Here is a 24,679-nt window from a genome sequence, read left to right on the forward strand (position 1 = left end):
ATGGAAATGACCCATGCTCAACGTCTGATTTTGTCTAACCAGTACAAGATGATGACTATGCTTGATCCCGATAACGCTGCGCGCTACAGCCGCCTGCAAACCATTGTCGAACGTGGTTTTGGCTTGCAGATGCGCGAACTGGATCGCGAATTTGGCGAACTGAAAGAGGAAACCTGCCGTATCGTTATCGACATCATGGAGATGTACCATGCGCTGCATGTGTCCTGGACCAATCTGAAGGACCAGCAGTCCATTGACGAGCGCCGCGTGACGTTCCTGGGCTTTGATGCCGCGACGGAAGCGCGCTATCTGAGCTATGTGCGCTTTATGGTGAATACCGAAGGGCGCTACACCCATTTTGATGCGGGTACGCACGGCTTCAACGCCCAGACCCCGATGTGGGATAAGTATCAACGTATGCTGAGCGCGTGGCACGCCTGTCCGCGTCAGTACCATTTAAGCAGCAACGAAATTCAACAAATCATTAATGCCTGACGGAGGTGCGTGTGCAGTGTAAAGGTTTTCTGTTTGATCTGGACGGTACGCTGGTGGATTCGCTGCCGGTGGTGGAGCGCTCGTGGTGCCACTGGGCCGACCGGCACGGCATCGACCATCAGGACGTACTGAATTTCATCCATGGTAAACAGGCCATTACCTCATTGCGGCACTTCCTGGCGGGACGTTCTGAGGAAGAGATTCAGGCGGAGTTCCGCTATCTTGAGCAGATAGAAGCTACCGATACCGAGGGCATCACCGCGCTGCCCGGTGCGCGTGAACTGCTTGAGCACCTGAATGAAGCGCAGATCCCGTGGGCTATCGTCACCTCCGGATCGGTTCCCGTCGCGCATGCCCGTCATAAGGCGGCAGGTTTACCGACGCCGGACGTCTTCATTACCGCTGAGCGCGTGAAGCGCGGCAAGCCTGAACCGGATGCGTTCCTGCTCGGCGCAGAACTGCTTGGCCTGGCGCCAGCGGAGTGCGTGGTGGTGGAAGACGCGGCGGCAGGCGTGCTGGCCGGGCTGAACGCCGGAAGCCACGTCATTGCCGTTAACGTCCCGGCGGGTTCCCCCCGGCTGGAGGAGGCGGATTTCGTGCTTAACACCCTGACCGCCATCGACGTCTCGAAGGCGTCAGACGGAGTTGTAACCGTCTCGCTAAAAATGTAATCCCATGATATAGCCCCGCATTACCGGGGCTTTTTTATGGCAGAATTGCTTCTCCTCCACTGACAAGGACATGTTGTGAACGGTGAACTGATTTGGGTCCTGAGCCTGCTGTTAATCGCCATCATTCTTTTTGCCACGGGCAAGGTGCGCATGGATGCCGTCGCCCTGTTTGTGATTGTCGCATTCGTTCTGAGCGGTACCCTTTCCCTGCCGGAAGCCTTTTCCGGGTTTAGCGATCCCAACGTTATTTTGATTGCCGCCCTGTTTATTATTGGCGACGGCCTGGTACGCACCGGCGTGGCGACGATGATGGGGTCGTGGCTGGTTAAGATGGCGGGCAGCAGCGAAACCAAAATGCTGATTTACCTGATGCTGACGGTCGCCGGGCTGGGCGCGTTTATGAGCTCTACGGGCGTCGTGGCCATCTTTATTCCGGTCGTGCTGAGCGTCTGCATGAGAATGCAGATCTCCCCGTCGCGGCTGATGATGCCGTTGAGCTTCGCCGGACTCATCAGCGGCATGATGACGCTGGTCGCAACGCCGCCGAACCTCGTCGTGAACAGCGAACTGATCCGTGAGGGGCTTGAGGGGTTTAGCTTTTTCAGCGTTACGCCGATCGGGCTGGTGGTACTGGTGATGGGCATTATCTATATGTTATTGACCCGTTTCGCGCTGAAAGGGGAGAAGCAGGATAAAGCCAAAGAGGGCTGGAAGCGACGCTCTTTCCGCGATCTGATTAAAGAGTACCGTCTGACCGGGCGTGCCCGACGTCTGGCTATCCGCCCGGGATCGCCTATGGTGGGGCAGCGGCTGGATGACCTTAAGCTACGCGAACGCTATGGCGCGAACGTCATCGGGGTTGAGCGCTGGCGTCGTTTTCGTCGGGTGATCGTTAACGTGAACGGGGTGTCCGAGTTTCGCGCGCGTGACGTCCTGCTGATTGATATGTCCACCGCGGACGTGGATCTGCGGGAGTTTTGTAGCGAGCAGTTGCTGGAGCCGATGGTGCTGCGCGGCGAGTATTTCTCCGACCAGGCGCTGGATGTGGGAATGGCCGAGGTGTCGCTGATCCCGGAATCGGAGTTATTGGGCAAAACCGTGCGTGAAATCGGCTTTCGTACCCGCTATGGCCTCAACGTGGTGGGCCTGAAGCGCGATGGCGTAGCCCTTGAAGGGGCGGTGGTGGATGAGCCGATCCTGCTGGGGGATATCTTCCTCGTGGTCGGCAACTGGAAACTGATTAGCCAGCTCGGGCAGAAAGGCCGCGATTTTGTGGTGCTGAATATGCCGATAGAAGAGAGTGATGCATCACCGGCGCACAGCCAGGCGCCCCATGCGATTTTTTGCCTGGTATTGATGGTTGCCCTGATGCTGACGGACGAAATCCCTAACCCGGTGGCGGCGATAATCGCCTGTCTGTTAATGGGCAAATTCCGCTGTATCGACGCCGAAAGCGCTTACAAAGCGATTCACTGGCCGAGCATCATTCTCATCGTCGGGATGATGCCCTTCGCCCTGGCGCTACAGAAAACCGGCGGGGTGGATTTGATCGTGAAAGGCTTGATGGACGCGGGCGGGGGGTATGGTCCGTACCTGATGATGGTTTGCCTGTTCGTCATGTGCGCCACCATTGGTTTGTTCATCTCCAATACCGCAACGGCGGTGCTGATGGCGCCCATTGCGCTGGCGATGGCAAAATCGATGGGTGTTTCGCCGTATCCGTTTGCGATGATGGTTGCGATGGCGGCGTCCGCGGCATTTATGACGCCGGTCTCTTCCCCGGTCAATACGCTGGTGCTGGGGCCCGGGAATTATAGGTTCAGTGATTTCGTGAAGCTGGGTGTGCCATTCACCGTGCTGGTGATGGTGGTGTGCGTGGTATTGATACCGGTCCTGTTTCCCTTCTGAGCATTTTGCCGGGTGGCGGCTACGCCTTACCCGGCCTACAACCCCGTAGGCCCTGCAAGCGCAGCGCCGCTGGGCGAAAATCAGAGTGGCGAATCCTGGCTAATCTCATCCAGCGACAAATGGAAGCTCGGCACAAACACCTGCATAAAGTAATCCATCTCTTCGCTGCGACGAGATTCCAGCGTTTTCTCCAGACGCGTTTTTGCCAGTAAAAATTCGTTATTCCCGGCGGACAGCTCTTCCAGACACTTCAGGTAGGCGCACAGCGCATCGGCCTGCTTAACCAGGGATTTCTCCTCTTCCGTATACTGATGCTCGTCGATCAGCGGCCCGAAGATATCGCGCAGCTCTTCAGGCACCATGTCGATCAGCTTCTGCTGGGCAATCTTCTCAATGGCCTTATATTCCTGGGCAATCTGCGAGTTGAAATATTTCACCGGCGTAGGCAGATCCCCGGTCAGCACTTCCGATGCATCGTGGTACATCGCCAGCAGGGCGATACGTTCGGCATTCACCTGCCCGTTGAATTTGCGATTTTTAATCGCGGCCAGCGCGTGCGCGACCATGGCAACCTGCAAACTGTGCTCAGACACATTTTCAGTACGCACATTGCGCATCAGCGGCCAGCGGTTGATGAGCTTCAGGCGGGAGAGGTGGGCAAAGAAATGACTCTGACTCATAGGTTACCTTATGTCTTCACTGCGACAGACTTCATTGTGCGGGGAGGGGAGGGAAGATGCAAATTTGCGGATATTGCAGGCCGGGTAAGCGCAGCGCTACCCGGCGGAAAGTCAGCGTTACTGATGGTACCCGGAGAGGAAGCGCCCGAAGCGGCTGATCGCCATTTCAAGATCGTCTTCGCGCGGCAGGGTGACGATACGCACATGATCCGGCCACGGCCAGTTAAACGCCGTCCCCTGAACCAGCAGCACTTTTTCCTGCAACAGGAAATCGAGCACCATTTTCTGGTCGTCGTGAATATTGAAGCGCTTCGCGTCGATTTTCGGGAACATATACAGCGCGCCGTTAGGCTTCACGCAGGAGACGCCCGGAATATCATTAATCAATTCCCATGCGCGGTTGCGTTGTTCATACAGGCGGCCGCCTGGAACGATAAACTCGCTGATGCTTTGATAGCCGCCGAGTGCCGTCTGGATCGCATGTTGCGCCGGTACGTTAGCGCACAGACGCATGGATGCCAGCATCTCCAGCCCTTCAATGTAGCCTTTCGCATGTTTTTTCGGTCCGTTCAGTACCATCCAGCCCTGACGGAAACCGGCAACGCGGTAAGTTTTAGACAGTCCGTTAAAGGTCACCGTCAGCAGATCGGGCGCCAGCGCGGCGATAGAGTGGTGCTGCGCCGCGTCGTACAGGATCTTGTCGTAAATCTCGTCGGCAAAGATGATCAGATTGTGCTGGCGGGCGATCTCGACGATCTCCATCAGCAGCTCTTTTGAATAGACCGCACCCGTCGGGTTATTCGGGTTAATGATCACGATACCCCGGGTGCGCGGGGTAATTTTGGCGCGAATATCATCCAGATCCGGGAACCAGTCAGAGGATTCGTCGCACAGGTAGTGCACCGCTTTACCGCTGGACAGGGACACCGCAGCCGTCCACAGCGGATAATCCGGGGCAGGAACCAGCATTTCATCGCCGCTGTTCAGGAGCGCCTGCATCGCCTGAACGATCAGCTCCGAGACACCGTTGCCAATGTAGATATCTTCAACGGTGACGTCGCGCATACCGCGAGCCTGATAGTGCTGCATGATGGCTTTACGGGCGGAATAAAGCCCTTTTGAATCGCAGTAGCCTTGTGCAGTGGGCAGGTTACGGATCACATCCACCAGGATCTCATCCGGCGCTTCAAAACCAAATGGCGCGGGGTTGCCGATGTTGAGTTTCAGAACCTTATTGCCTTCCTCTTCAAGGCGTTTTGCCTCTTTGAGTACCGGGCCACGGATGTCGTAACAGACGTTGTCGAGCTTGCTGGATTTTTCGATAGGGGACATGAACCTTTAACCTTTTCGCTATTATTGCAACTTCCTGCCGTGGAAGTGAGCACGGAACAATGTACTCCCACCGCGCTTCGTTTTGAAGGGCGCACAGAAGAAGATTTCGTCCAACCGGGCAATGCCGCGGTCATCGCTTACTCTAACGAAGGAGTGATTTTGTGCCTGAATTTATCGTGATAAAGAGGAGTGTTGGGTTGTTTGTGCTAAAAATTTCATATAAAGATGAATATTATTCTGGGATAAATAAAAAGACGATTCGGGCTGATGCATTAGTCCCCCTGAGTGACCATTCGTAAAACCTGAATGCTGAGATACCGATTGCCATATTAGCAAAGCCAGGTTAAAAGTTACTCATGTGAAATTAATGTTAAGGGTTATTAATGAATGGCCTGAATCTAAATTAAACTTTATTTATTATTAACGACGAAAATGCAACTTTCGTTAATTTTAATAAAAAGAGTGTAGTTGCTTATCATTGGCGGTAAATCCTTAATATTGCAATAAGACTTATAAATATAGTGGATTTGGGTTAAGATGTGTTTCGGGAATGCAGCATAGCGATAGGCCTGTTACGTATATCGGATACTGCTTTCCTGTATTAATCGATTGTTATTGTTAAAATTATCTCTGGCTGATTGGGTAAGTCACATCTTGCTACGTTGCCAACGCTGCGATATAGATGGCAGAAAACATGTCTTACTCTTTATGGTATTAACATCGACCTGCAAACAACGAAATATCCTGGACGCAAGAGAATAAAAATAACGTCATGAAACGTGATTTCTGACTGGTGATATACCGCAGTACAATAACTATCTGTCAGGCAGTCTGCCGGGCCGGGATGCGAGGGAAACTCTTCAGAAGGAATTGCTTAACTGTTACACACAGCTTCAACCCGGGCAGCTCCGCACGAGCAACCTGAAAGTGAAAAGATATGATAAATGCAAATCGTCCGATAATGAATCTCGACCTCGATCTGCTGAGAACGTTTGTTGCGGTCGCCGATCTCAACACTTTTGCAGCAGCTGCTGCCGCCGTTTGCCGTACCCAGTCCGCCGTGAGTCAGCAAATGCAGCGGCTGGAACAACTGGTTGGTAAAGAGCTTTTTGCGCGTCATGGACGTAATAAGCTTTTAACAGAACATGGTATTCAGCTTCTGGGTTATGCCAGAAAGATACTGCGCTTTAATGATGAAGCCTGTATGTCATTAATGTTTAGCAACCTTCAGGGAGTGTTAACATTAGGGGCGTCAGATGAATCAGCAGATACCATTTTACCCTTCCTTCTCAACCGAATTAGCTCGGTTTATCCGAAGCTTGCCCTGGACGTTAGCGTTAAACGCAATGCTTTCATGGTTGAGATGCTGAAAGAAAACGAGGTTGACCTGGTGGTCACCACGCATCGACCTGGCCAGTTTGACAGCCTGACGCTGCGTACTTCTCCAACGCACTGGTACTGTGCCGCGGAGTATGTATTGCAGAAAGGTGAGCCGATACCCCTGGTCCTGCTGGACGATCCGAGTCCGTTCCGCGATATGGTGCTGGCTGCGCTCAACGAAGCCGGTATTCCATGGCGCCTGGCGTACGTGGCGTCAACCTTGCCCGCAGTGCGAGCGGCGGTGAAGGCCGGGCTTGGCGTAACGGCCCGTCCGGTGGAGATGATGAGCCCCGATCTGCGTGTGCTGGGTCAATCCGAGGGACTCCCGTCGTTGCCGGATACGGAGTACCTGCTGTGCCATAACGCCGCCAGCAACAACGAGCTGGCAAAAGTGGTGTTCGAGGCAATGGAAAACTACCACAATCCATGGCAGTACGCGCCTGTTACTCCCGAAGGAGGGGACGACTCCCTGATCGTGGAAGGGGATTTTGAGTGATCATTCCCTCAAAATTCTCGTAACAAAATGTAAGTGCAAAAAAGAGCCACTCGCATGATTTTTTCCTGCGAGTGGTTTTTTTTGCTATTCATAACCGTGAACGGAGCAGGGATAAAGCAAATACCGCTTATTTATCAATGCAGTAAATGTTTTTGGTTAAGATGTAAACAATACCTGTTCTAACTTACCTCATACCCCGCCGATGTTAAAAAAACAGGAAATATGTTGCTGTTTTTTTGATTGAATTAACAAAAGCGTGTCTCAGATCAAGAAAATACTCCCATTTGGGGGGAGGAATCGTTGGCAAATCCTGTCAAAATAGGAGGGTTATTTTTTTTACTTCCAAAACGGACACGATTCAACAAGATGCATTTGACGGAAAGTCATGTACCCACCAGGGTTAAAGGGCACCAAATGTTAACGAGAATCGCACGTTGTAATTTAATGTGAAGAAACCTTTGTTAAAGTTGACAAAAGGTTATAGAAAGGAGTAAAAAACCCCATCATTTTGCTGTCTATGTCTCATTTCTGACAGTTAGTGTAAGGTTATTTTGTTCCTCCCCATGAATCGATGTGATGCCCATCTGCCAGCAAGAGCAGTGTCGTCGGTATCACTTTTGATGAGTAAGCAATGAGTATGTCAACATCCACAGAAGTCATCGCTCATCACTGGGCATTCGCAATCTTTCTTATTGTAGCCATTGGCCTGTGCTGCCTGATGTTAGTCGGCGGCTGGTTCCTGGGCGGTCGCGCCCGCGCAAGGCACAAAAACACACCTTTCGAATCAGGTATTGATTCAGTAGGTACCGCTCGCTTACGCCTGTCTGCCAAGTTCTACCTGGTAGCCATGTTCTTCGTCATTTTTGACGTGGAAGCGCTTTACCTCTTCGCGTGGTCTATCTCCATTCGCGAAAGTGGTTGGGTGGGCTTTGTCGAGGCCGCAATTTTCATTTTAGTGTTACTGGCCGGTCTGGTTTATCTGGTGCGTATTGGCGCGCTGGACTGGACACCTGTGCGTTCACGCCGTGAGCACATCAACCCGGAAAACAGTATCTCTAATCGTCAGCAGTAACAGCGAGGCAATAAGATGGATTATACGCTCACCCGCATAGATCCTAACGGTGAGAATGACCGTTACCCCCTGCAAAAACAGGAGATCGTAACCGACCCCCTGGAGCAAGAAGTCAACAAAAGCGTGTACATGGGCAAGCTCGAACATGCCATGCACGACATGGTCAACTGGGGTCGTAAGAACTCCATCTGGCCATACAACTTTGGTCTTTCTTGCTGCTACGTTGAAATGGTGACGTCATTCACTGCGGTGCATGACGTTGCGCGTTTTGGGGCCGAGGTACTGCGTGCTTCTCCACGTCAGGCTGACCTGATGGTGGTGGCCGGGACCTGCTTTACCAAGATGGCACCGGTTATTCAGCGTCTTTATGACCAGATGCTGGAGCCAAAATGGGTTATCTCCATGGGCGCATGTGCAAACTCCGGCGGTATGTACGACATTTATTCCGTTGTGCAGGGCGTTGATAAGTTCATTCCGGTGGATGTGTACATCCCGGGCTGCCCGCCGCGTCCAGAGGCCTATATGCAGGCGCTGATGCTGCTCCAGGAGTCAATTGGTAAAGAACGCCGCCCGCTTTCATGGGTTGTTGGCGATCAGGGTGTCTATCGCGCGAACATGCAGTCTGAGCGCGAGCGTAAACGTGGTGAACGTATTGCCGTCACCAACCTGCGTACGCCTGACGAAATTTAATTTGCGCCTGTGGGCCTGGAGAACACCTTCGCATATCACTACTCAAATAGCGCGAAGCCAGGCTTAACAGTCACCACGGACCATTTGCAATGGTGAACAATATGACCGACTTAACCGCGCAAGAAGCCGCCTGGCAGACCCGGGATCATCTCGATGACCCCGTCATTGGCGAACTGCGCAACCGTTTTGGGCCGGATGCCTTTACTGTTCAGGCCACCCGCACCGGGGTACCCGTTGTTTGGGTGAAGCGTGAGCAATTACTGGAAGTTGTCGATTTCCTCAAGAAATTGCCAAAACCTTACGTCATGCTGTTTGACTTACACGGCATGGACGAACGTCTGAGAACGCACCGCCAGGGTCTCCCTGCTGCGGATTTTTCCGTTTTCTACCACCTGATCTCAATAGACCGCAACACGGATATCATGCTCAAGGTGGCATTGTCTGAAAACGACATGCATCTGCCGACGATCACCAAACTTTTCCCGAACGCCAACTGGTACGAGCGTGAAACCTGGGAAATGTTCGGCATGACCTTCGACGGTCACCCGCATCTGACGCGCATCATGATGCCGCAGACCTGGACCGGCCACCCGCTGCGTAAAGACTACCCGGCACGCGCCACTGAATTCGACCCGTTTGAGCTGACCAAAGCCAAGCAGGATCTGGAGATGGAAGCGCTGACCTTCAAGCCGGAAGACTGGGGCATGAAGCGCGGCACCGAAAACGAGGACTTCATGTTCCTCAACCTCGGTCCAAACCACCCCTCTGCGCACGGTGCATTCCGTATTATCCTTCAGCTTGACGGTGAAGAAATTGTCGACTGCGTCCCTGACATCGGCTACCACCACCGTGGTGCCGAGAAGATGGGTGAGCGTCAGTCCTGGCACAGCTACATTCCGTACACCGACCGTATCGAATACCTCGGCGGCTGCGTGAACGAAATGCCATACGTGCTGGCCGTTGAGAAGCTGGCAGGCATCACCGTCCCGGATCGCGTTAACGTGATTCGCGTAATGCTGTCTGAACTGTTCCGTATTAACAGCCACCTGCTGTACATCTCCACGTTCATTCAGGACGTTGGCGCGATGACGCCGGTCTTCTTCGCCTTTACCGACCGTCAGAAAATCTACGATCTGGTGGAAGCGATTACCGGTTTCCGTATGCACCCGGCCTGGTTCCGCATCGGCGGTGTGGCGCACGATCTGCCGCGCGGCTGGGACCGTCTGCTGCGTGAATTCCTCGACTGGATGCCAAAACGTCTGGCGTCTTACGAGAAAGCCGCGCTGCGTAACTCCATCCTGAAAGGCCGTTCTCAGGGCGTTGCTGCCTACGGCGCGAAAGAAGCGCTGGAGTGGGGAACCACAGGTGCTGGCCTGCGTGCGACCGGGATTGATTTCGACGTGCGTAAAGCGCGTCCTTACTCTGGTTACGAGAACTTCGACTTTGAAGTCCCGGTTGGCGGCGGCGTATCCGACTGCTATACCCGCGTGATGCTGAAAGTGGAAGAGCTGCGCCAGAGCCTGCGCATCCTTGAGCAGTGCCTCAACAACATGCCGGAAGGCCCGTTCAAGGCGGATCACCCGCTGACGACGCCGCCACCGAAAGAGCGCACGCTGCAACATATCGAAACCCTGATCACCCACTTCCTGCAAGTTTCCTGGGGCCCGGTCATGCCGGCACAGGAATCCTTCCAGATGATTGAAGCGACCAAGGGTATCAACAGCTACTACCTCACCAGCGACGGCAGCACCATGAGCTACCGCACCCGCGTGCGTACGCCAAGCTTCGCACACTTGCAGCAGATCCCGGCCGCCATTCGCGGCAGTCTGGTCTCCGACCTGATTGTGTATCTGGGTAGTATCGATTTTGTTATGTCAGATGTGGACCGCTAATTATGCACGAGAATCAACAACCACAAACCGAGGCTTTTGAGCTGAGTGAAGCAGAGCGTGCCGCCATTGAGCACGAGATGCACCACTACGAAGACCCGCGTGCGGCGTCCATTGAAGCGCTGAAAATCGTACAGAAACAGCGTGGTTGGGTGCCGGATGGGGCGATCTACGAGATCGCAAAAGTGCTGGGCATTCCGGCAAGTGACGTAGAAGGCGTAGCCACGTTCTACAGCCAGATCTTCCGTCAGCCGGTAGGCCGCCATGTGATCCGCTACTGTGACAGCGTGGTCTGCCACATCACCGGTTATCAGGGCATTCAGGCTGCGATTGAGAAGAAACTCAATATCAAGCCGGGCCAGACCACCTTCGACGGACGCTTTACCCTGCTGCCAACCTGCTGCCTGGGTAACTGCGACAAGGGGCCGACCATGATGATTGATGAGGACACTCACAGCCATCTGACGCCGGAAGCGATTCCTGACCTGCTGGAGCAGTACAAATGAAAACTGTAATTCGTACTGCTGAGACGCATCCGCTGACCTGGCGTCTGCGTGATGACAAACAGCCGGTCTGGCTCGACGAATATCAGAGCAAAAACGGCTATGCCGGCGCGCGTAAAGCCCTTGGCGGCATGGCGCCGGACGACATCGTTAACGCGGTGAAAGAGTCTGGCCTGAAAGGCCGCGGGGGCGCGGGCTTCTCCACCGGTCTGAAGTGGAGTCTGATGCCGAAAGATGAATCCATGAACATCCGTTACCTGCTGTGTAACGCCGATGAAATGGAGCCGGGTACCTATAAAGACCGCCTGCTGATGGAACAGCTGCCGCACCTGCTGGTGGAAGGCATGCTGATCTCCGCGTTCGCGCTGAAAGCGTACCGTGGCTACATCTTCCTGCGCGGTGAATACATCGAAGCGGCTGAAAACCTGCGTCGCGCGATTGCCGAAGCCACTGAAGCCGGTCTGCTGGGTAAAAACATCCTGGGCACCGGGTTTGACTTCGAGCTGTTCGTGCACACCGGTGCCGGACGTTATATCTGCGGTGAAGAAACCGCGCTGATTAACTCCCTGGAAGGTCGCCGTGCGAACCCGCGTTCCAAGCCACCGTTCCCGGCAAGCTCCGGCGTATGGGGTAAACCGACCTGCGTCAACAACGTTGAAACCCTGTGTAACGTTCCGGCGATCCTCGCTAACGGCGTGGAGTGGTATCAGGGCATCTCCTCAAGCAAAGATGCCGGTACCAAGCTGATGGGCTTCTCCGGTCGCGTGAAAAATCCTGGCGTCTGGGAACTGCCGTTCGGTACCACCGCCCGCGAAATTCTTGAAGACTACGCCGGTGGCATGCGCGATGGCCTGAAATTTAAAGCCTGGCAACCGGGCGGGGCAGGGACGGACTTCCTGACCGAAGCCCACCTTGACCTGCCCATGGAGTTCGAAAGCATTGGTAAAGCAGGCAGCCGTCTGGGTACGGCGCTGGCGATGGCCGTCGACCACGAGATCGGCATGGTATCGCTGGTGCGTAACCTGGAAGAGTTCTTCGCCCGCGAGTCCTGCGGCTGGTGTACACCGTGCCGTGATGGTCTGCCGTGGAGCGTGAAGATCCTGCGTGCTATCGAACGTGGCGAAGGCCAGCCTGGCGATATCGAGACACTTGAGCAACTGTGTCGATTCTTAGGGCCAGGTAAAACCTTCTGTGCCCACGCACCGGGCGCCGTCGAGCCGCTGCAAAGCGCGATTAAATATTTCCGCGACGAATTCGAAGCAGGCATCAAGCAGCCGTTCAGCAATACCCATTCGATCAATGGTATTCAGCCGAACCTGCTGAAAGCGCGCTGGTAAAAACAGAATTTTGATTAACGCTCGGTTTCGGCCGAGCCAACTGGAAGCATGCTAATGGCTACGATTCATGTAGACGGCAAAGAATACGAAGTCAACGGGGCGGACAACCTGCTGGAAGCTTGTCTGTCTCTTGGCCTCGATATTCCGTACTTTTGCTGGCATCCGGCGCTGGGCAGCGTCGGTGCTTGCCGCCAGTGTGCGGTGAAGCAATATCAAAACGCGGAAGACACGCGTGGTCGCCTGGTGATGTCCTGTATGACGCCAGCCGCCGAAGGCACCTTTATTTCGATTGATGACGAAGAAGCCAAACAGTTCCGTGAAAGCGTGGTGGAGTGGTTGATGACCAACCACCCGCACGACTGTCCGGTGTGTGAGGAGGGCGGTAACTGCCACCTTCAGGATATGACCGTCATGACCGGTCACAGCTTCCGTCGCTATCGCTTTACCAAGCGTACCCACCGTAACCAGGATCTGGGGCCGTTCATCTCTCACGAAATGAACCGCTGCATCGCCTGCTACCGCTGCGTGCGTTACTACAAAGATTATGCAGACGGACAGGATCTGGGCGTATATGGCGCGCATGACAACGTCTACTTCGGTCGTCCGGAAGACGGTACGCTGGAAAGTGAATTCTCCGGTAACCTGGTAGAAATCTGTCCGACTGGCGTATTCACGGATAAAACCCACTCTGAACGTTACAACCGTAAATGGGACATGCAATTTGCGCCAAGCATCTGCCAGCAATGCTCCCTCGGCTGTAACACCAGCCCGGGTGAACGTTACGGCGAACTGCGTCGTATCGAAAACCGTTACAACGGTACCGTTAACCACTACTTCCTCTGCGACCGCGGTCGTTTCGGCTATGGCTATGTGAACCTGAAAGACCGTCCGCGTCAGCCGGTACAGCGCCGTGGCGATGACGTCATTACCCTCAATGCTGAGCAGGCGATGCAGGGCGCGGCAGATATTCTGCGTCAGTCGAAGAAAGTGATTGGCATCGGCTCCCCGCGCGCCAGCATCGAAAGCAACTTCGCGCTGCGCGAGCTGGTTGGGGCGGAAAACTTCTACACCGGTATCGCCCAGGGCGAGCAGGAACGTCTCCAGCTGGTACTGAAAGTGCTGCGTGAAGGCGGCATTCATACGCCTGCGTTGCGCGAAATCGAATCCTATGATGCGGTTCTGGTGCTGGGTGAAGACCTGACGCAGACCGGCGCACGCGCGGCCCTGGCGGTTCGTCAGGCGGTGAAAGGTAAAGCACGTGAAATGGCAGCGGCGCAAAAAGTGGCTGACTGGCAGATTGCGGCAATCCTCAACATTGGTCAGCGCGCGAAGCATCCTCTGTTTGTGACTAACGTCGACAACACCCGTCTGGACGATATCGCCGCGTGGACCTACTGCGCGCCGGTTGAAGATCAGGCGCGCCTCGGCTTTGCCATTGCCCACGCGCTGGACAGCAACTCGCCGGCCGTTGAACTGGATCGCGACCTGCAAAACAAGGTCGACGTGATTGTTCAGGCGCTGGCGGGGGCGAAGAAACCGCTGATTATTTCCGGTACCAACGCCGGTAGCGCTGAAATCATTCAGGCCGCAGCGAACGTTGCCAAAGCCCTGAAGGGCCGCGGCGCTGACGTCGGTGTCACCATGATTGCCCGTGCGGTGAACAGCATCGGTCTGGGTATGATTGGCGGCGGCTCGCTGGAAGACGCGTTAAGCGAACTGGAATCCGGTGCCGCTGACGCCGTTGTGGTGCTGGAAAACGACCTGCATCGCCATGCTTCTGCCGCTCGCGTTGACGCCGCGCTCTCCAGAGCGCCGCTGGTGATGGTTATCGACCATCAGCGCACCGCGATCATGGACAAAGCGCACCTGGTTCTTTCTGCGGCAAGCTTCGCAGAAAGCGACGGGACGGTGATCAACAACGAAGGCCGCGCCCAGCGTTTCTTCCAGGTTTATGACCCGGCCTACTACGACAGCAACACCGTGATGCTGGAAAGCTGGCGCTGGCTGCACTCTCTGCACAGCACCGTGCAGAGCCGTGAAGTGGACTGGACGCAGCTCGACCACGTTATCGACGCGGTTGTTGAGAAACTGCCTCAGCTGGCGGGCATTAAAGACGCCGCGCCTGACGCAAGCTTCCGCATTCGCGGCCAGAAACTGGCGCGTGAGCCGCACCGCTACAGCGGTCGTACCGCGATGCGCGCCAACATCAGCGTGCACGAACCGCGACAGCCGCAGGATAAAGACACCATGTTTGCCTTCTCGATGGAAGGGAACAACCAGCCGTCTGCGCCGCGTTCGCAAATCCCGTTTGCATGGGCACCGGGCTGGAACTCCCCGCAGGCATGGAACAAGTTCCAGGCTGAAGTGGGTGGTCACCTGCGCCACGGCGATCCGGGCGTGCGTCTGATTGAAGCCTCCGAAACCGGTCTGGACTTCTTCACCACCGTTCCGGCGAGCTTCCAGGCGCAGGAAGGTCACTGGCGTATTGCACCGTACTACCATCTGTTCGGTAGCGACGAGCTATCCCAGCGTTCTCCGGTATTCCAGCAGCGTATGCCGCAGCCGTACATCAAGCTCAACCCGGCGGATGCCGCGAAGCTTGGCGTTAACGCGGGTGCGAACATTGCCTTTAGCTACGACGGCCAGACAATCAGCCTGCCGCTGATTATTTCTGAACGCCTGTCAGCAGGGCAGGTGGGTCTGCCGATGGGTATGCCTGGCATCGCGCCGGTCCTGGCGGGTGCGCATCTTGATAACCTTCAGGAGGCAAAAGCATGAGTTGGTTAACGCCGGATCTTATCGACATCCTGCTGAGCATTCTGAAAGCGGTTGTGATTCTGCTGGTGGTTGTCACCTGCGGCGCGTTCATGAGCTTTGGTGAACGTCGTCTGCTCGGTCTGTTCCAGAACCGTTACGGACCGAACCGCGTGGGCTGGGGTGGTTCACTCCAGCTGGTCGCGGACATGATCAAGATGTTCTTTAAAGAGGACTGGGTTCCGCGCTTCTCGGACCGCGTGATCTTTACGCTGGCGCCGATGATCGCCTTCACCTCGCTGCTGCTGGCGTTTGCTATAGTTCCGGTCAGCCCGACCTGGGTGGTGGCTGACCTGAACATCGGCATTCTGTTCTTCCTGATGATGGCAGGCCTCGCGGTTTACGCGGTCCTGTTCGCAGGCTGGTCCAGTAACAACAAATACTCGCTGCTGGGTGCGATGCGTGCTTCCGCGCAGACGCTGAGCTACGAAGTGTTCCTGGGTCTCTCCCTGATGGGCGTGGTGGCGCAGGCCGGTTCATTTAACATGACCGACATCGTCAATAACCAGGCCGACATCTGGAACGTTATCCCGCAGTTCTTTGGGTTTATTACCTTTGCCATCGCGGGCGTGGCGGTGTGTCACCGTCACCCGTTTGACCAGCCAGAAGCCGAACAGGAACTGGCCGACGGTTACCACATTGAATATTCCGGTATGAAGTTCGGTCTGTTCTTCGTGGGCGAGTACATCGGTATCGTCACCATTTCCGCGTTGATGGTAACGCTGTTCTTTGGTGGCTGGCATGGCCCGTTCTTACCGCCGTTCATCTGGTTCGCGCTGAAAACCGCGTTCTTCATGATGATGTTCATTTTGATTCGCGCAGCGTTACCGCGTCCGCGTTATGACCAGGTAATGTCCTTCGGCTGGAAAGTGTGCCTGCCGCTGACGCTCGTCAACTTGTTGGTAACGGCGGCTGTCATTCTCTGGCAGCAGCCATAAGGGGCTTTGAGATCATGACCTTAAAAGAATTATTGGTAGGTTTCGGCACCCAGGTACGCAGTATCTGGATGATCGGCCTGCATGCGTTTGCCAAACGCGAAACCCGGATGTACCCGGAAGAGCCGGTATATCTGCCGCCGCGCTACCGTGGACGTATCGTGCTGACGCGCGACCCGGACGGTTCCGAGCGTTGCGTTGCCTGTAACCTGTGTGCGGTAGCGTGTCCGGTGGGCTGTATCTCTCTGCAAAAAGCAGAGACGGTAGACGGCCGCTGGTACCCTGAGTTCTTCCGCATCAACTTCTCACGCTGCATCTTCTGCGGTCTGTGTGAAGAAGCGTGCCCAACCACGGCGATTCAGCTGACTCCAGACTTCGAGCTGGGTGAGTACAAGCGTCAGGATCTGGTGTACGAGAAAGAGGATCTGCTGATTTCCGGTCCGGGCAAATACCCGGAATATAACTTCTACCGGATGGCGGGTATGGCAATCGACGGCAAAGATAAAGGCGAAGCAGAGAACGAAGCTAAGCCTATCGACGTCAAGAGCCTGTTACCGTAAGGAGAGGGCAATGGAATTCGCTTTTTATATCTGTGGCCTTATCGCCATCCTGGCTACGCTGCGAGTGATCACGCACACCAATCCGGTGCATGCGCTGCTGTATTTAATCATCTCGCTGCTGGCTATTTCCGGGGTGTTCTTTGCGCTGGGCGCGCACTTCGCCGGTGCGCTGGAAATCATCGTCTACGCCGGGGCCATCATGGTGCTGTTCGTGTTCGTGGTGATGATGCTCAACCTGGGCGGCTCAGAAATTGAGCAGGAACGTCAGTGGTTAAAACCGCAGGTGTGGATTGGTCCGGCAATTTTGTCGGCCATCATGCTGGCGGTGATTGTTTACGCCATTCTGGGCGTCAACGACCAGGGTATCGACGGGACGCCAATCAGCGCGAAAGCCGTGGGTATTACCCTGTTTGGTCCGTACGTTCTGGCGGTTGAGCTGGCCTCAATGCTGCTGCTGGCGGGTCTGGTTGTGGCCTTCCACGTTGGCCGCGAAGAGCGTGCTGGCGAGGTGCTGAGCAACCGCACCGACGACCGCGCGAAAAGAAAAACGGAGGAACGCGCATGATCCCCTTAACACATGGACTGATCCTCGCTGCGATTTTATTCGTTCTGGGCTTAACCGGTCTGGTTATCCGCCGCAATCTGCTGTTTATGCTGATCGGTCTGGAAATCATGATCAACGCTTCTGCGCTGGCCTTTGTGGTCGCCGGTAGCTACTGGGGCCAGACCGATGGTCAGGTGATGTACATTCTCGCCATCAGCCTCGCGGCTGCTGAAGCGAGTATTGGCCTGGCGCTGTTGCTACAGCTCCATCGTCGCCGCCAGAACCTGAACATCGATTCAGTAAGTGAGTTGCGTGGATGAACATGCTTGCCTTAACCATTATTTTTCCGCTGATTGGCTTCGTGCTGCTGGCGTTTTCTCGCGGCCGCTGGTCTGAGAATCTGTCTGCCACCGTGGGCATTGGCTCTATCGGCCTGGCTGCGCTGGTCACAGCGTATGCGGGTATCGACTTCTTTAACAATGGACGTCAGGCCTACAGCGTACCGCTGTGGAACTGGATGTCGGTCGGTAATTTCAACATCGGTTTCAACCTGGTGCTGGATGGTCTGTCTCTGACCATGCTCTCCGTGGTCACCGGCGTCGGCTTCCTGATCCACATGTTCGCCTCCTGGTACATGCGCGGTGAAGAGGGATACTCCCGCTTCTTCGCCTACACCAACTTGTTTATCGCCAGCATGGTGGTCCTGGTCCTGGCCGATAACCTGCTGCTGATGTATCTGGGCTGGGAAGGCGTGGGTCTGTGCTCTTACCTGCTGATCGGTTTCTACTACACCGATCCGAAGAATGGCGCAGCGGCCATGAAAGCGTTCGTCGTGACCCGTGTGGGTGACGTGTTCCTCGCTTTCGCGCTGTTCATTCTCTACAACGAACTGGGCACGCTGAACTTCCGCGAAATGGTGGAACTGGCGCCGGCGCACTTCGAAGCAGGCAACAACATGCTGTGGTGGGCAACGCTGATGCTGCTGGGTGGCGCTGTGGGTAAATCCGCGCAGCTGCCGTTGCAGACATGGCTGGCCGACGCGATGGCGGGTCCAACCCCTGTCTCCGCGCTGATCCACGCCGCGACCATGGTCACCGCCGGTGTCTACCTGATTGCGCGTACTCATGGCCTGTTCCTGATGACCCCGGAAATTCTGCATCTGGTGGGTATTGTCGGTGCGGTTACGCTGGTGCTGGCAGGCTTTGCCGCGCTGGTGCAGACCGACATCAAACGCGTGCTCGCATACTCCACCATGAGCCAGATTGGTTACATGTTCCTGGCGCTGGGCGTTCAGGCGTGGGACGCGGCCATTTTCCACCTGATGACGCACGCGTTCTTTAAAGCGCTGCTGTTCCTCTCATCCGGTTCGGTGATCCTGGCCTGCCACCACGAGCAGAACATCTTCAAAATGGGCGGACTGCGTAAGTCCATCCCGCTGGTTTATGTCTGCTTCCTGGTAGGCGGCGCGGCGCTGGCGGCACTGCCGCTGATTACCGCAGGCTTCTTCAGTAAGGACGAAATCCTGGCGGGCGCCATGGCGAATGGTCATATCAATCTGATGGTTGCGGGTCTGGTCGGTGCGTTTATGACCTCCCTGTACACCTTCCGTATGATTTTCATCGTCTTCCACGGTAAAGAACAAATTCACGCTCACGCAGGGAAGGGGATTACCCACCACCTGCCGCTGATTGTGCTGCTGATCCTGTCCACCTTCGTTGGCGCGATGATTGTGCCACCGTTGCAGGGCGTACTGCCGGCAACAACCGAGCTTGAGCACGGTCGCGTTCTGACGCTTGAAATCACCTCCGGCGTTGTGGCTATCGCGGGCATCCTGATTGCCGCATGGCTGTGGCTGGGCAAACGCACGCTGGTGACTGCCGTTGCCAACAGCGCGCCGGGCCGTCTGCTGGGCACCTGGTGGTACAACGCATGGGGCTTCGACTGGCTGTACGACATGATCTTCGTGAAGCCGTTCCTGGGCATTGCGTGGCTGCTGAAGCGCGATCCACTGAACAGCCTGATGAATATCCCGGCGATCCTCTCTCGCTTTGCAGGTAAAGGCCTGCTGTTCAGCGAGAACGGTTATCTGCGCTGGTATGTGGCGTCCATGAGCATCGGTGCGGTTGTCGTACTGGCGCTGCTGATGGTGTTGCGTTGATCGTTAAGTGAATTTTATTCGAATTCGTTGAAAATCAGGCCCCTGCTGGGGGCCTTAAAAAGGAATGTAAATCGCCATGTTACTACCCTGGCTAATATTAATTCCCTTCATCGGCGGCTTCCTGTGCTGGCAGACTGAACGCTTTGGCGTGAAGATGCCGCGCTGGATCGCGCTGATCACCATGGGATTGACGCTCGCGCTTGGTCTGCAACTGTGGTTGCAGGGTGGCTACTCACTGACCCAGTCTGCGGGCCTTCCGCAGTGGCAGTCTGAGTTCATTCTGCCGTGGATCCCACGTTTCGGTATCACGATCCACCTCGCGATTGACGGTCTGTCGCTGCTGATGGTGGTACTGACCGGTCTGCTCGGCGTTCTGGCGGTACTCTGCTCCTGGCGAGAAATCGAAAAATATCAGGGCTTCTTCCACCTGAACCTGATGTGGATCCTGGGCGGCGTAATCGGCGTGTTCCTGGCCATCGACATGTTCCTGTTCTTCTTCTTCTGGGAGATGATGCTGGTGCCGATGTACTTCCTGATCGCGCTGTGGGGCCACAAGGCATCCGACGGTAAAACGCGTATCACGGCGGCCACCAAGTTCTTCATCTACACCCAGGCGAGTGGTCTGGTGATGTTGATTGCCATCCTGGCGCTGGTATTTGTGCATTACAATGCGACCGGCGTGTGGACCTTCAACTACGAAGACCTGCTGAAGACCCCGATGTCTCACGGTGTGGAATACCTGCTGATGCTCGGCTTCTTCATCGCCTTCGCGGTGAAAATGCCGGTCGTACCGCTGCACGGCTGGCTGCCGGACGCGCACTCTCAGGCGCCAACGGCGGGTTCCGTTGACCTGGCGGGTATCTTGCTGAAAACGGCGGCCTACGGTCTGCTGCGTTTCTCCCTGCCGCTGTTCCCGAACGCCTCCGCAGAGTTCGCGCCGATTGCCATGTGGCTTGGCGTGATCGGTATCTTCTACGGTGCATGGATGGCCTTCACGCAGTACGACATCAAACGTCTGATTGCCTACACCTCCGTTTCCCACATGGGCTTCGTGCTGATTGCCATCTACACCGGCAGCCAGCTGGCGTACCAGGGGGCGGTGATCCAGATGATTGCGCACGGCCTGTCTGCTGCCGGTCTCTTCATCCTGTGTGGTCAGCTGTATGAACGTCTGCATACCCGCGACATGCGTATGATGGGCGGTCTGTGGGGCAAAATGAAATGGCTGCCAGCGCTCTCCATGTTCTTCGCGGTGGCGACTCTGGGTATGCCGGGTACCGGTAACTTCGTCGGCGAGTTTATGATCCTGTTCGGCAGCTTCAACGTGGTACCGACGATCACCGTCATCTCCACCTTTGGTCTGGTATTTGCCTCCGTGTACTCGCTGGCGATGCTGCACCGCGCTTACTTCGGTAAGGCGAAGAGTGAAATTGCTGCACAAGAACTGCCGGGGATGTCGCTGCGTGAGCTGTTCATCATCCTGCTGCTGGTCGTACTGCTGGTGCTGTTGGGCTTCTATCCGCAGCCGATTCTGGATACCTCGCACTCCGCGATGGGTAACATCCAGCAGTGGTTTGTTAATTCTGCTTCTACTACAAGGCCGTAATTCGCCATGACAATAACTCCACAACAACTGATCGCGCTGCTACCGCTGCTGATCGTCGGATTGACGGTGGTGGTTGTGATGCTCTCCATTGCGTGGCGACGCAATCACTTCCTGAATGCGACCCTGTCCGTTCTGGGTCTGAACGCTGCGTTAGTCTCCCTCTGGTTTGTTGGCCAGGCGGGAGCGATGGACGTCACGCCGCTGATGCGCGTTGACGGTTACGCCATGCTCTACACCGGTCTGGTGCTGCTGGCGAGCCTGGCAACCTGTACCTTTGCGTACCCGTGGCTCGAAGGGTACAACGACAACAAAGAAGAGTTTTACCTGCTGGTACTGATTGCCGCACTGGGCGGCATTCTGCTGGCGAACGCGAACCACCTGGCCGCGCTGTTCCTCGGTATTGAGCTGATCTCACTGCCGCTGTTCGGCCTGATTGGTTACGCCTTCCGTCAGAAGCGCTCTCTGGAAGCGAGTATCAAGTACACGATCCTGTCTGCTGCCGCGTCGTCGTTCCTGCTGTTCGGTATCGCGCTGCTTTACGCACAGACGGGTAATCTCTCCTTCATGGCGCTCGGTAAGAGCCTCGGCGACGGCATGATGCATGAGCCGCTGCTGCTGGCGGGTCTGGGCATGATGATTGTTGGCCTTGGCTTTAAACTCTCTCTGGTTCCGTTCCACCTGTGGACGCCAGACGTCTACCAGGGTGCGCCTGCGCCGGTCTCTACCTTCCTGGCGACGGCGAGCAAAATCGCTATCTTCGGTGTGGTCATGCGTCTGTTCCTGTACGCCCCGGTGGGCGACAGCGAAGCGGTTCGCGTGGTGCTGGGTATTATCGCGTTCGTGTCCATCATCTTCGGTAACCTGATGGCGCTGAGCCAGACCAACATCAAGCGTCTGCTGGGCTACTCCTCTATCTCCCATCTGGGCTACCTGCTGGTGGCGCTGATTGCGCTGCAAACCGGTGAGATGTCGATGGAAACCGTGGGTGTATATCTGGCCGGTTACCTGTTCAGCAGCCTCGGCGCCTTCGGCGTGGTGAGCCTGATGTCCAGCCCGTACCGTGGCCCGGATGCAGATTCCCTGTTCTCCTACCGTGGCCTGTTCTGGCACCGTCCGATTCTGTCTGCGGTAATGACCGTGATGATGCTCTCTCTGGCGGGTATCCCGATGACGCTGGGCTTTATCGGTAAGTTCTACGTGCTGGCCGTCGGTGTGCAGGCGGGTCTGTGGTGGCTGACGGCGGGTGTCGTTATCGGCTCCGCGATTGGTCTCTACTACTACCTGCGCGTAGCGGTGAGCCTGTACCTGAGCGCGCCTCAGCAGCTCAACCGTGATGCCCCAACCAACTGGCAGTACAGCGCTGGCGGTATTGTGGTGCTCATCTCCGCGCTGCTGGTGCTGATCTTCGGTATCTATCCGCAGCCGCTGATTGAGATTGTGCAGCGCGCGATGCCGCTGATGTAAGGTGAAAGCAAAAAGGCAACGAAAGTTGCCTTTTTTATTGCCCAGCGGCGCTACGCTTGCAGGGCCTACGGGTCTTGTAGGTCGGGTAAGCGTAGCGCCACCCGACTAAGCCAGCTGCTTGCGGCTAATCAACGGCCCGTCAATCTTCTTCATCGAGCGGTCCAGCACCTCTTCAATTACCGACGACAGCTCATTCAGCTCAAACTTCGCCACATAGCCGTCCGCCTTCACCTTGCGAATATGGTCTTCGTTCGCGTTGCCGGACAGGGACGAGTGGATCACCACCGGAATATCTTTCAGGAAAGGATCGGTTTTGATTTTGCGCGTCAGCGTAAAGCCGTCCATCTCTGGCATTTCGAGGTCGGTCAGCACCAGCGCGATCTTATCGGTGATCGGCACGCCCTCAGCCTGCGCCTGTGCCGCCAGCACGCCAATTTTCTCCCACGCGTCTTTGCCGGTGATATGCAGCTGAGCCGGGATCTCCATCGCCTGCAATCCCTTCTCCAGCATTGAGCGCGCCACTTTCGAATCTTCTGCAACAATCGCGACAGAGCCAGGCTTGATGTTGAATTTGGTGGTTTCCAGATGGGTGGCGTGCAGATCGTGGTTCGCCGGGGTGATGTCATACAGGATCTGCTCCACGTCCAGCACCATCGCCAGATCGTTGGTATCGGTCTTCTCGTCCAGACAGGCAATGCTGGTGATGTAGCGACCGCTGACGGCGGTTTCCGCGGCGTGCACCTGCTTCCAGTCCAGACGCATGATGTTTTCCACTGATTCCACGGCAAACGCCTGCACGCTGCGGGCATATTCGGTAATCAGCAAAATGTTCAGCCCGGTGGCAGGTTTGCAGCCGGCGACGGCGGCCAGATCGATCACCGGGATCACCTGGTCGCGAATGTTCACCATCCCCATCAGCGGAGACTTCATTCCCGCCGGTTTGGTGAAGGTCGGCATCGGCACAATTTCGCGCAATTTGAACACGTTGATGCCGAACAGCTCGGATTTATTTTCGTTCAGAGAGGTGCCAAGACGGAACAGCAACAGTTCAAAACGGTTGGACAGGGTCAGGTTCGCCCTGTCATCAATATCTTTCTGGAAATTATCCATTCTACCCTCAAGAGAAATGCTGGCCTTTTAATCGTTATCGGCACGCTGAGGGAAAAATGAAGGACTAAACGCTGACCTGAGCAAAATCTTCCGCCAGCTCGCATGCCGGAAATACTTCCCGGCACTCTGCCAGCAGGCTTTCAGCGCCGCGGACGTCATAGCGTGAGCTGACGTGAGTAACAATCAGTTTCCGGACGCCAGCCTCACGTGCCAGCTGCGCCGCCTGACGCGTAGAGCTGTGCCCCCGGCTGTTGGCTTTTTCTTCCATCGCCGCTTCCAGCGTCGCCTCATGCACCATCACATCCACACCCCCGGCAAGCCTGAGCGCCGAAGGGCAGGGGGCGGTATCCCCAAAAATAGCCAGTTTTTTGCCCGGCTGCGGTGGGGCGAGGTAATCCTGACCGTTGATGACGCGCCCGTCTTCCAGCGTGACGGTCTCGCCGTGCTTCAGACGCTGGAACAGCGGGCCGGGTTTCACCCCATCGGCCTGCAACGCGGCGGCGTTCAGCGCCCCGGGCTTGTCATGCTCCTCAACGCGATAGCCGTAGCATTCCACCGGATGGTTAAGCGGGTAAGCGCGCACCTGGTAATCTCCGTCATCGAACACCAGACCCTCGCCGATCTCCACCACCTCCAGCGGATAATCGGTCCACGAGCCGCTCAGGCGCAGCGTGGTTTCAACGAATTCCTGAATACCCGCGGGGCCATAAATGGTCAGCGGGTTAGCGTTACCGGCCATCGAACGGCTGCACAGCAGGCCCGGCAGGCCAAACAGATGGTCGCCGTGCAGATGGGTGATAAATATTTTATCCACTTTCCCCGGGTGGTAGGAGGTATGCAGCAGCTGATGTTGCGTACCCTCGCCGCAGTCAAACAGCCACAGCCCACCGCGGGTAGGATGCTTAAGATCCAGCAGAATCGCCGTCACGTTTCGTGAGCGGGTTGGCACCCCGGCGGACGTACCCAGAAAAATCAGTTCCATAACGCAATCAGCCCTTTGCCGAATGGGAAGGGGTTTAGTATAACGTGATGAAC

Annotated in this window: 21 protein-coding genes; 17 read left to right on the forward strand and 4 right to left on the reverse strand. The window is 55.9% G+C overall.

The features are described 5' to 3' along the window. The 3 genes from ACNQ0W_RS12555 to ACNQ0W_RS12565 all read left to right on the forward strand — a co-directional run bounded on the left by ACNQ0W_RS12555 (position 1) and on the right by ACNQ0W_RS12565 (position 3,074). Positions 1-495: a YfbU family protein gene (locus tag ACNQ0W_RS12555; RefSeq protein WP_008502874.1), complete on the forward strand. Its 495-nt coding sequence runs from the start codon at positions 1-3 to the stop codon at positions 493-495. Between the two features lie 11 nt (positions 496-506). Further along, on the forward strand, positions 507-1,166 hold the full coding sequence (locus ACNQ0W_RS12560) for a sugar phosphatase (protein WP_003861463.1): 660 nt from the start codon (positions 507-509) through the stop codon (positions 1,164-1,166). A 75-nt stretch (positions 1,167-1,241) separates the two neighbouring features. Next, positions 1,242-3,074: an SLC13 family permease gene (locus ACNQ0W_RS12565; protein WP_116329995.1), complete on the forward strand. Its 1,833-nt coding sequence runs from the start codon at positions 1,242-1,244 to the stop codon at positions 3,072-3,074. An 80-nt stretch (positions 3,075-3,154) separates the two neighbouring features. On the opposite strand, the gene yfbR is transcribed toward ACNQ0W_RS12565, so the two are convergent. Next, positions 3,155-3,754 carry a 5'-deoxynucleotidase gene (gene yfbR, locus ACNQ0W_RS12570; protein ID WP_047053290.1) on the reverse strand — a complete coding sequence of 200 codons (600 nt, stop codon included), beginning with the start codon at positions 3,752-3,754 and terminating at the stop codon, positions 3,155-3,157. Between the two features lie 117 nt (positions 3,755-3,871). Beyond that, on the reverse strand, positions 3,872-5,086 hold the full coding sequence (gene alaA, locus ACNQ0W_RS12575; RefSeq protein ID WP_003861471.1) for an alanine transaminase AlaA: 1,215 nt from the start codon (positions 5,084-5,086) through the stop codon (positions 3,872-3,874). 937 nt (positions 5,087-6,023) lie between these two features. Here alaA and lrhA point away from each other — a divergent pair. The 14 genes from lrhA to nuoN all read left to right on the forward strand — a co-directional run bounded on the left by lrhA (position 6,024) and on the right by nuoN (position 22,534). Further along, complete coding sequence (lrhA, locus tag ACNQ0W_RS12580; RefSeq protein ID WP_017693002.1) at positions 6,024-6,962, forward strand: transcriptional regulator LrhA; 939 nt, start codon at positions 6,024-6,026, stop codon at positions 6,960-6,962. 631 nt (positions 6,963-7,593) lie between these two features. Further along, positions 7,594-8,034 carry an NADH-quinone oxidoreductase subunit NuoA gene (gene nuoA, locus ACNQ0W_RS12585; protein WP_062932729.1) on the forward strand — a complete coding sequence of 147 codons (441 nt, stop codon included), beginning with the start codon at positions 7,594-7,596 and terminating at the stop codon, positions 8,032-8,034. A 15-nt stretch (positions 8,035-8,049) separates the two neighbouring features. Next, the gene (gene nuoB / locus ACNQ0W_RS12590; RefSeq protein ID WP_003861482.1) at positions 8,050-8,724 is read left to right on the forward strand and encodes an NADH-quinone oxidoreductase subunit NuoB; all 675 of its coding nucleotides are present in this window, start codon (positions 8,050-8,052) and stop codon (positions 8,722-8,724) included. A gap of 89 nt (positions 8,725-8,813) precedes the next feature. Next, positions 8,814-10,616, forward strand: a complete 1,803-nt coding sequence (gene nuoC, locus ACNQ0W_RS12595; RefSeq protein ID WP_003861484.1) for an NADH-quinone oxidoreductase subunit C/D — start codon at positions 8,814-8,816, stop codon at positions 10,614-10,616. Between the two features lie 2 nt (positions 10,617-10,618). Further along, positions 10,619-11,119, forward strand: coding sequence for an NADH-quinone oxidoreductase subunit NuoE (gene nuoE, locus ACNQ0W_RS12600; RefSeq protein WP_006176513.1), 501 nt, complete (start codon positions 10,619-10,621; stop codon positions 11,117-11,119). Beyond that, a complete protein-coding gene (gene nuoF, locus ACNQ0W_RS12605) occupies positions 11,116-12,453 on the forward strand; it encodes an NADH-quinone oxidoreductase subunit NuoF (RefSeq protein WP_003861487.1) in 1,338 nt (445 codons plus the stop codon). The genes nuoE and nuoF overlap by 4 nt, the downstream gene beginning before the upstream one ends. A gap of 54 nt (positions 12,454-12,507) precedes the next feature. Beyond that, positions 12,508-15,231, forward strand: a complete 2,724-nt coding sequence (gene nuoG / locus ACNQ0W_RS12610; protein ID WP_047717178.1) for an NADH-quinone oxidoreductase subunit NuoG — start codon at positions 12,508-12,510, stop codon at positions 15,229-15,231. Next, on the forward strand, positions 15,228-16,205 hold the full coding sequence (gene nuoH, locus ACNQ0W_RS12615; protein ID WP_003861490.1) for an NADH-quinone oxidoreductase subunit NuoH: 978 nt from the start codon (positions 15,228-15,230) through the stop codon (positions 16,203-16,205). The genes nuoG and nuoH overlap by 4 nt, the downstream gene beginning before the upstream one ends. 14 nt (positions 16,206-16,219) lie before the next feature. Continuing rightward, entirely contained in the window at positions 16,220-16,762 is a 543-nt protein-coding gene (gene nuoI, locus ACNQ0W_RS12620; RefSeq protein WP_003861491.1) for an NADH-quinone oxidoreductase subunit NuoI, read from the forward strand. Between the two features lie 10 nt (positions 16,763-16,772). Next, complete coding sequence (gene nuoJ / locus ACNQ0W_RS12625; RefSeq protein ID WP_006811379.1) at positions 16,773-17,327, forward strand: NADH-quinone oxidoreductase subunit J; 555 nt, start codon at positions 16,773-16,775, stop codon at positions 17,325-17,327. Then, positions 17,324-17,626: an NADH-quinone oxidoreductase subunit NuoK gene (gene nuoK / locus ACNQ0W_RS12630; protein ID WP_003861496.1), complete on the forward strand. Its 303-nt coding sequence runs from the start codon at positions 17,324-17,326 to the stop codon at positions 17,624-17,626. The genes nuoJ and nuoK overlap by 4 nt, the downstream gene beginning before the upstream one ends. After that, positions 17,623-19,464: an NADH-quinone oxidoreductase subunit L gene (gene nuoL, locus ACNQ0W_RS12635; RefSeq protein ID WP_090278931.1), complete on the forward strand. Its 1,842-nt coding sequence runs from the start codon at positions 17,623-17,625 to the stop codon at positions 19,462-19,464. The genes nuoK and nuoL overlap by 4 nt, the downstream gene beginning before the upstream one ends. Positions 19,465-19,540: 76 nt before the next feature. Next, positions 19,541-21,070: an NADH-quinone oxidoreductase subunit M gene (gene nuoM, locus ACNQ0W_RS12640; protein WP_003861498.1), complete on the forward strand. Its 1,530-nt coding sequence runs from the start codon at positions 19,541-19,543 to the stop codon at positions 21,068-21,070. Positions 21,071-21,076: 6 nt separating this feature from the next. Further along, positions 21,077-22,534, forward strand: a complete 1,458-nt coding sequence (gene nuoN / locus ACNQ0W_RS12645; protein ID WP_062932731.1) for an NADH-quinone oxidoreductase subunit NuoN — start codon at positions 21,077-21,079, stop codon at positions 22,532-22,534. Between the two features lie 105 nt (positions 22,535-22,639). Here nuoN and ACNQ0W_RS12650 read toward each other — a convergent pair whose 3' ends face one another. Both ACNQ0W_RS12650 and rbn read right to left on the reverse strand, forming a co-directional pair. Then, complete coding sequence (locus ACNQ0W_RS12650) at positions 22,640-23,644, reverse strand: chemotaxis protein (RefSeq protein WP_062932732.1); 1,005 nt, start codon at positions 23,642-23,644, stop codon at positions 22,640-22,642. Positions 23,645-23,708: 64 nt separating this feature from the next. Continuing rightward, positions 23,709-24,626: a ribonuclease BN gene (gene rbn, locus ACNQ0W_RS12655; protein WP_003859463.1), complete on the reverse strand. Its 918-nt coding sequence runs from the start codon at positions 24,624-24,626 to the stop codon at positions 23,709-23,711. Positions 24,627-24,679: the final 53 nt, after the last annotated feature.

The sequence above is a fragment of the Enterobacter cloacae complex sp. 6730903 genome (genome assembly GCF_048283985.1).
Lineage (GTDB): Bacteria > Pseudomonadota > Gammaproteobacteria > Enterobacterales > Enterobacteriaceae > Enterobacter > Enterobacter hormaechei_C.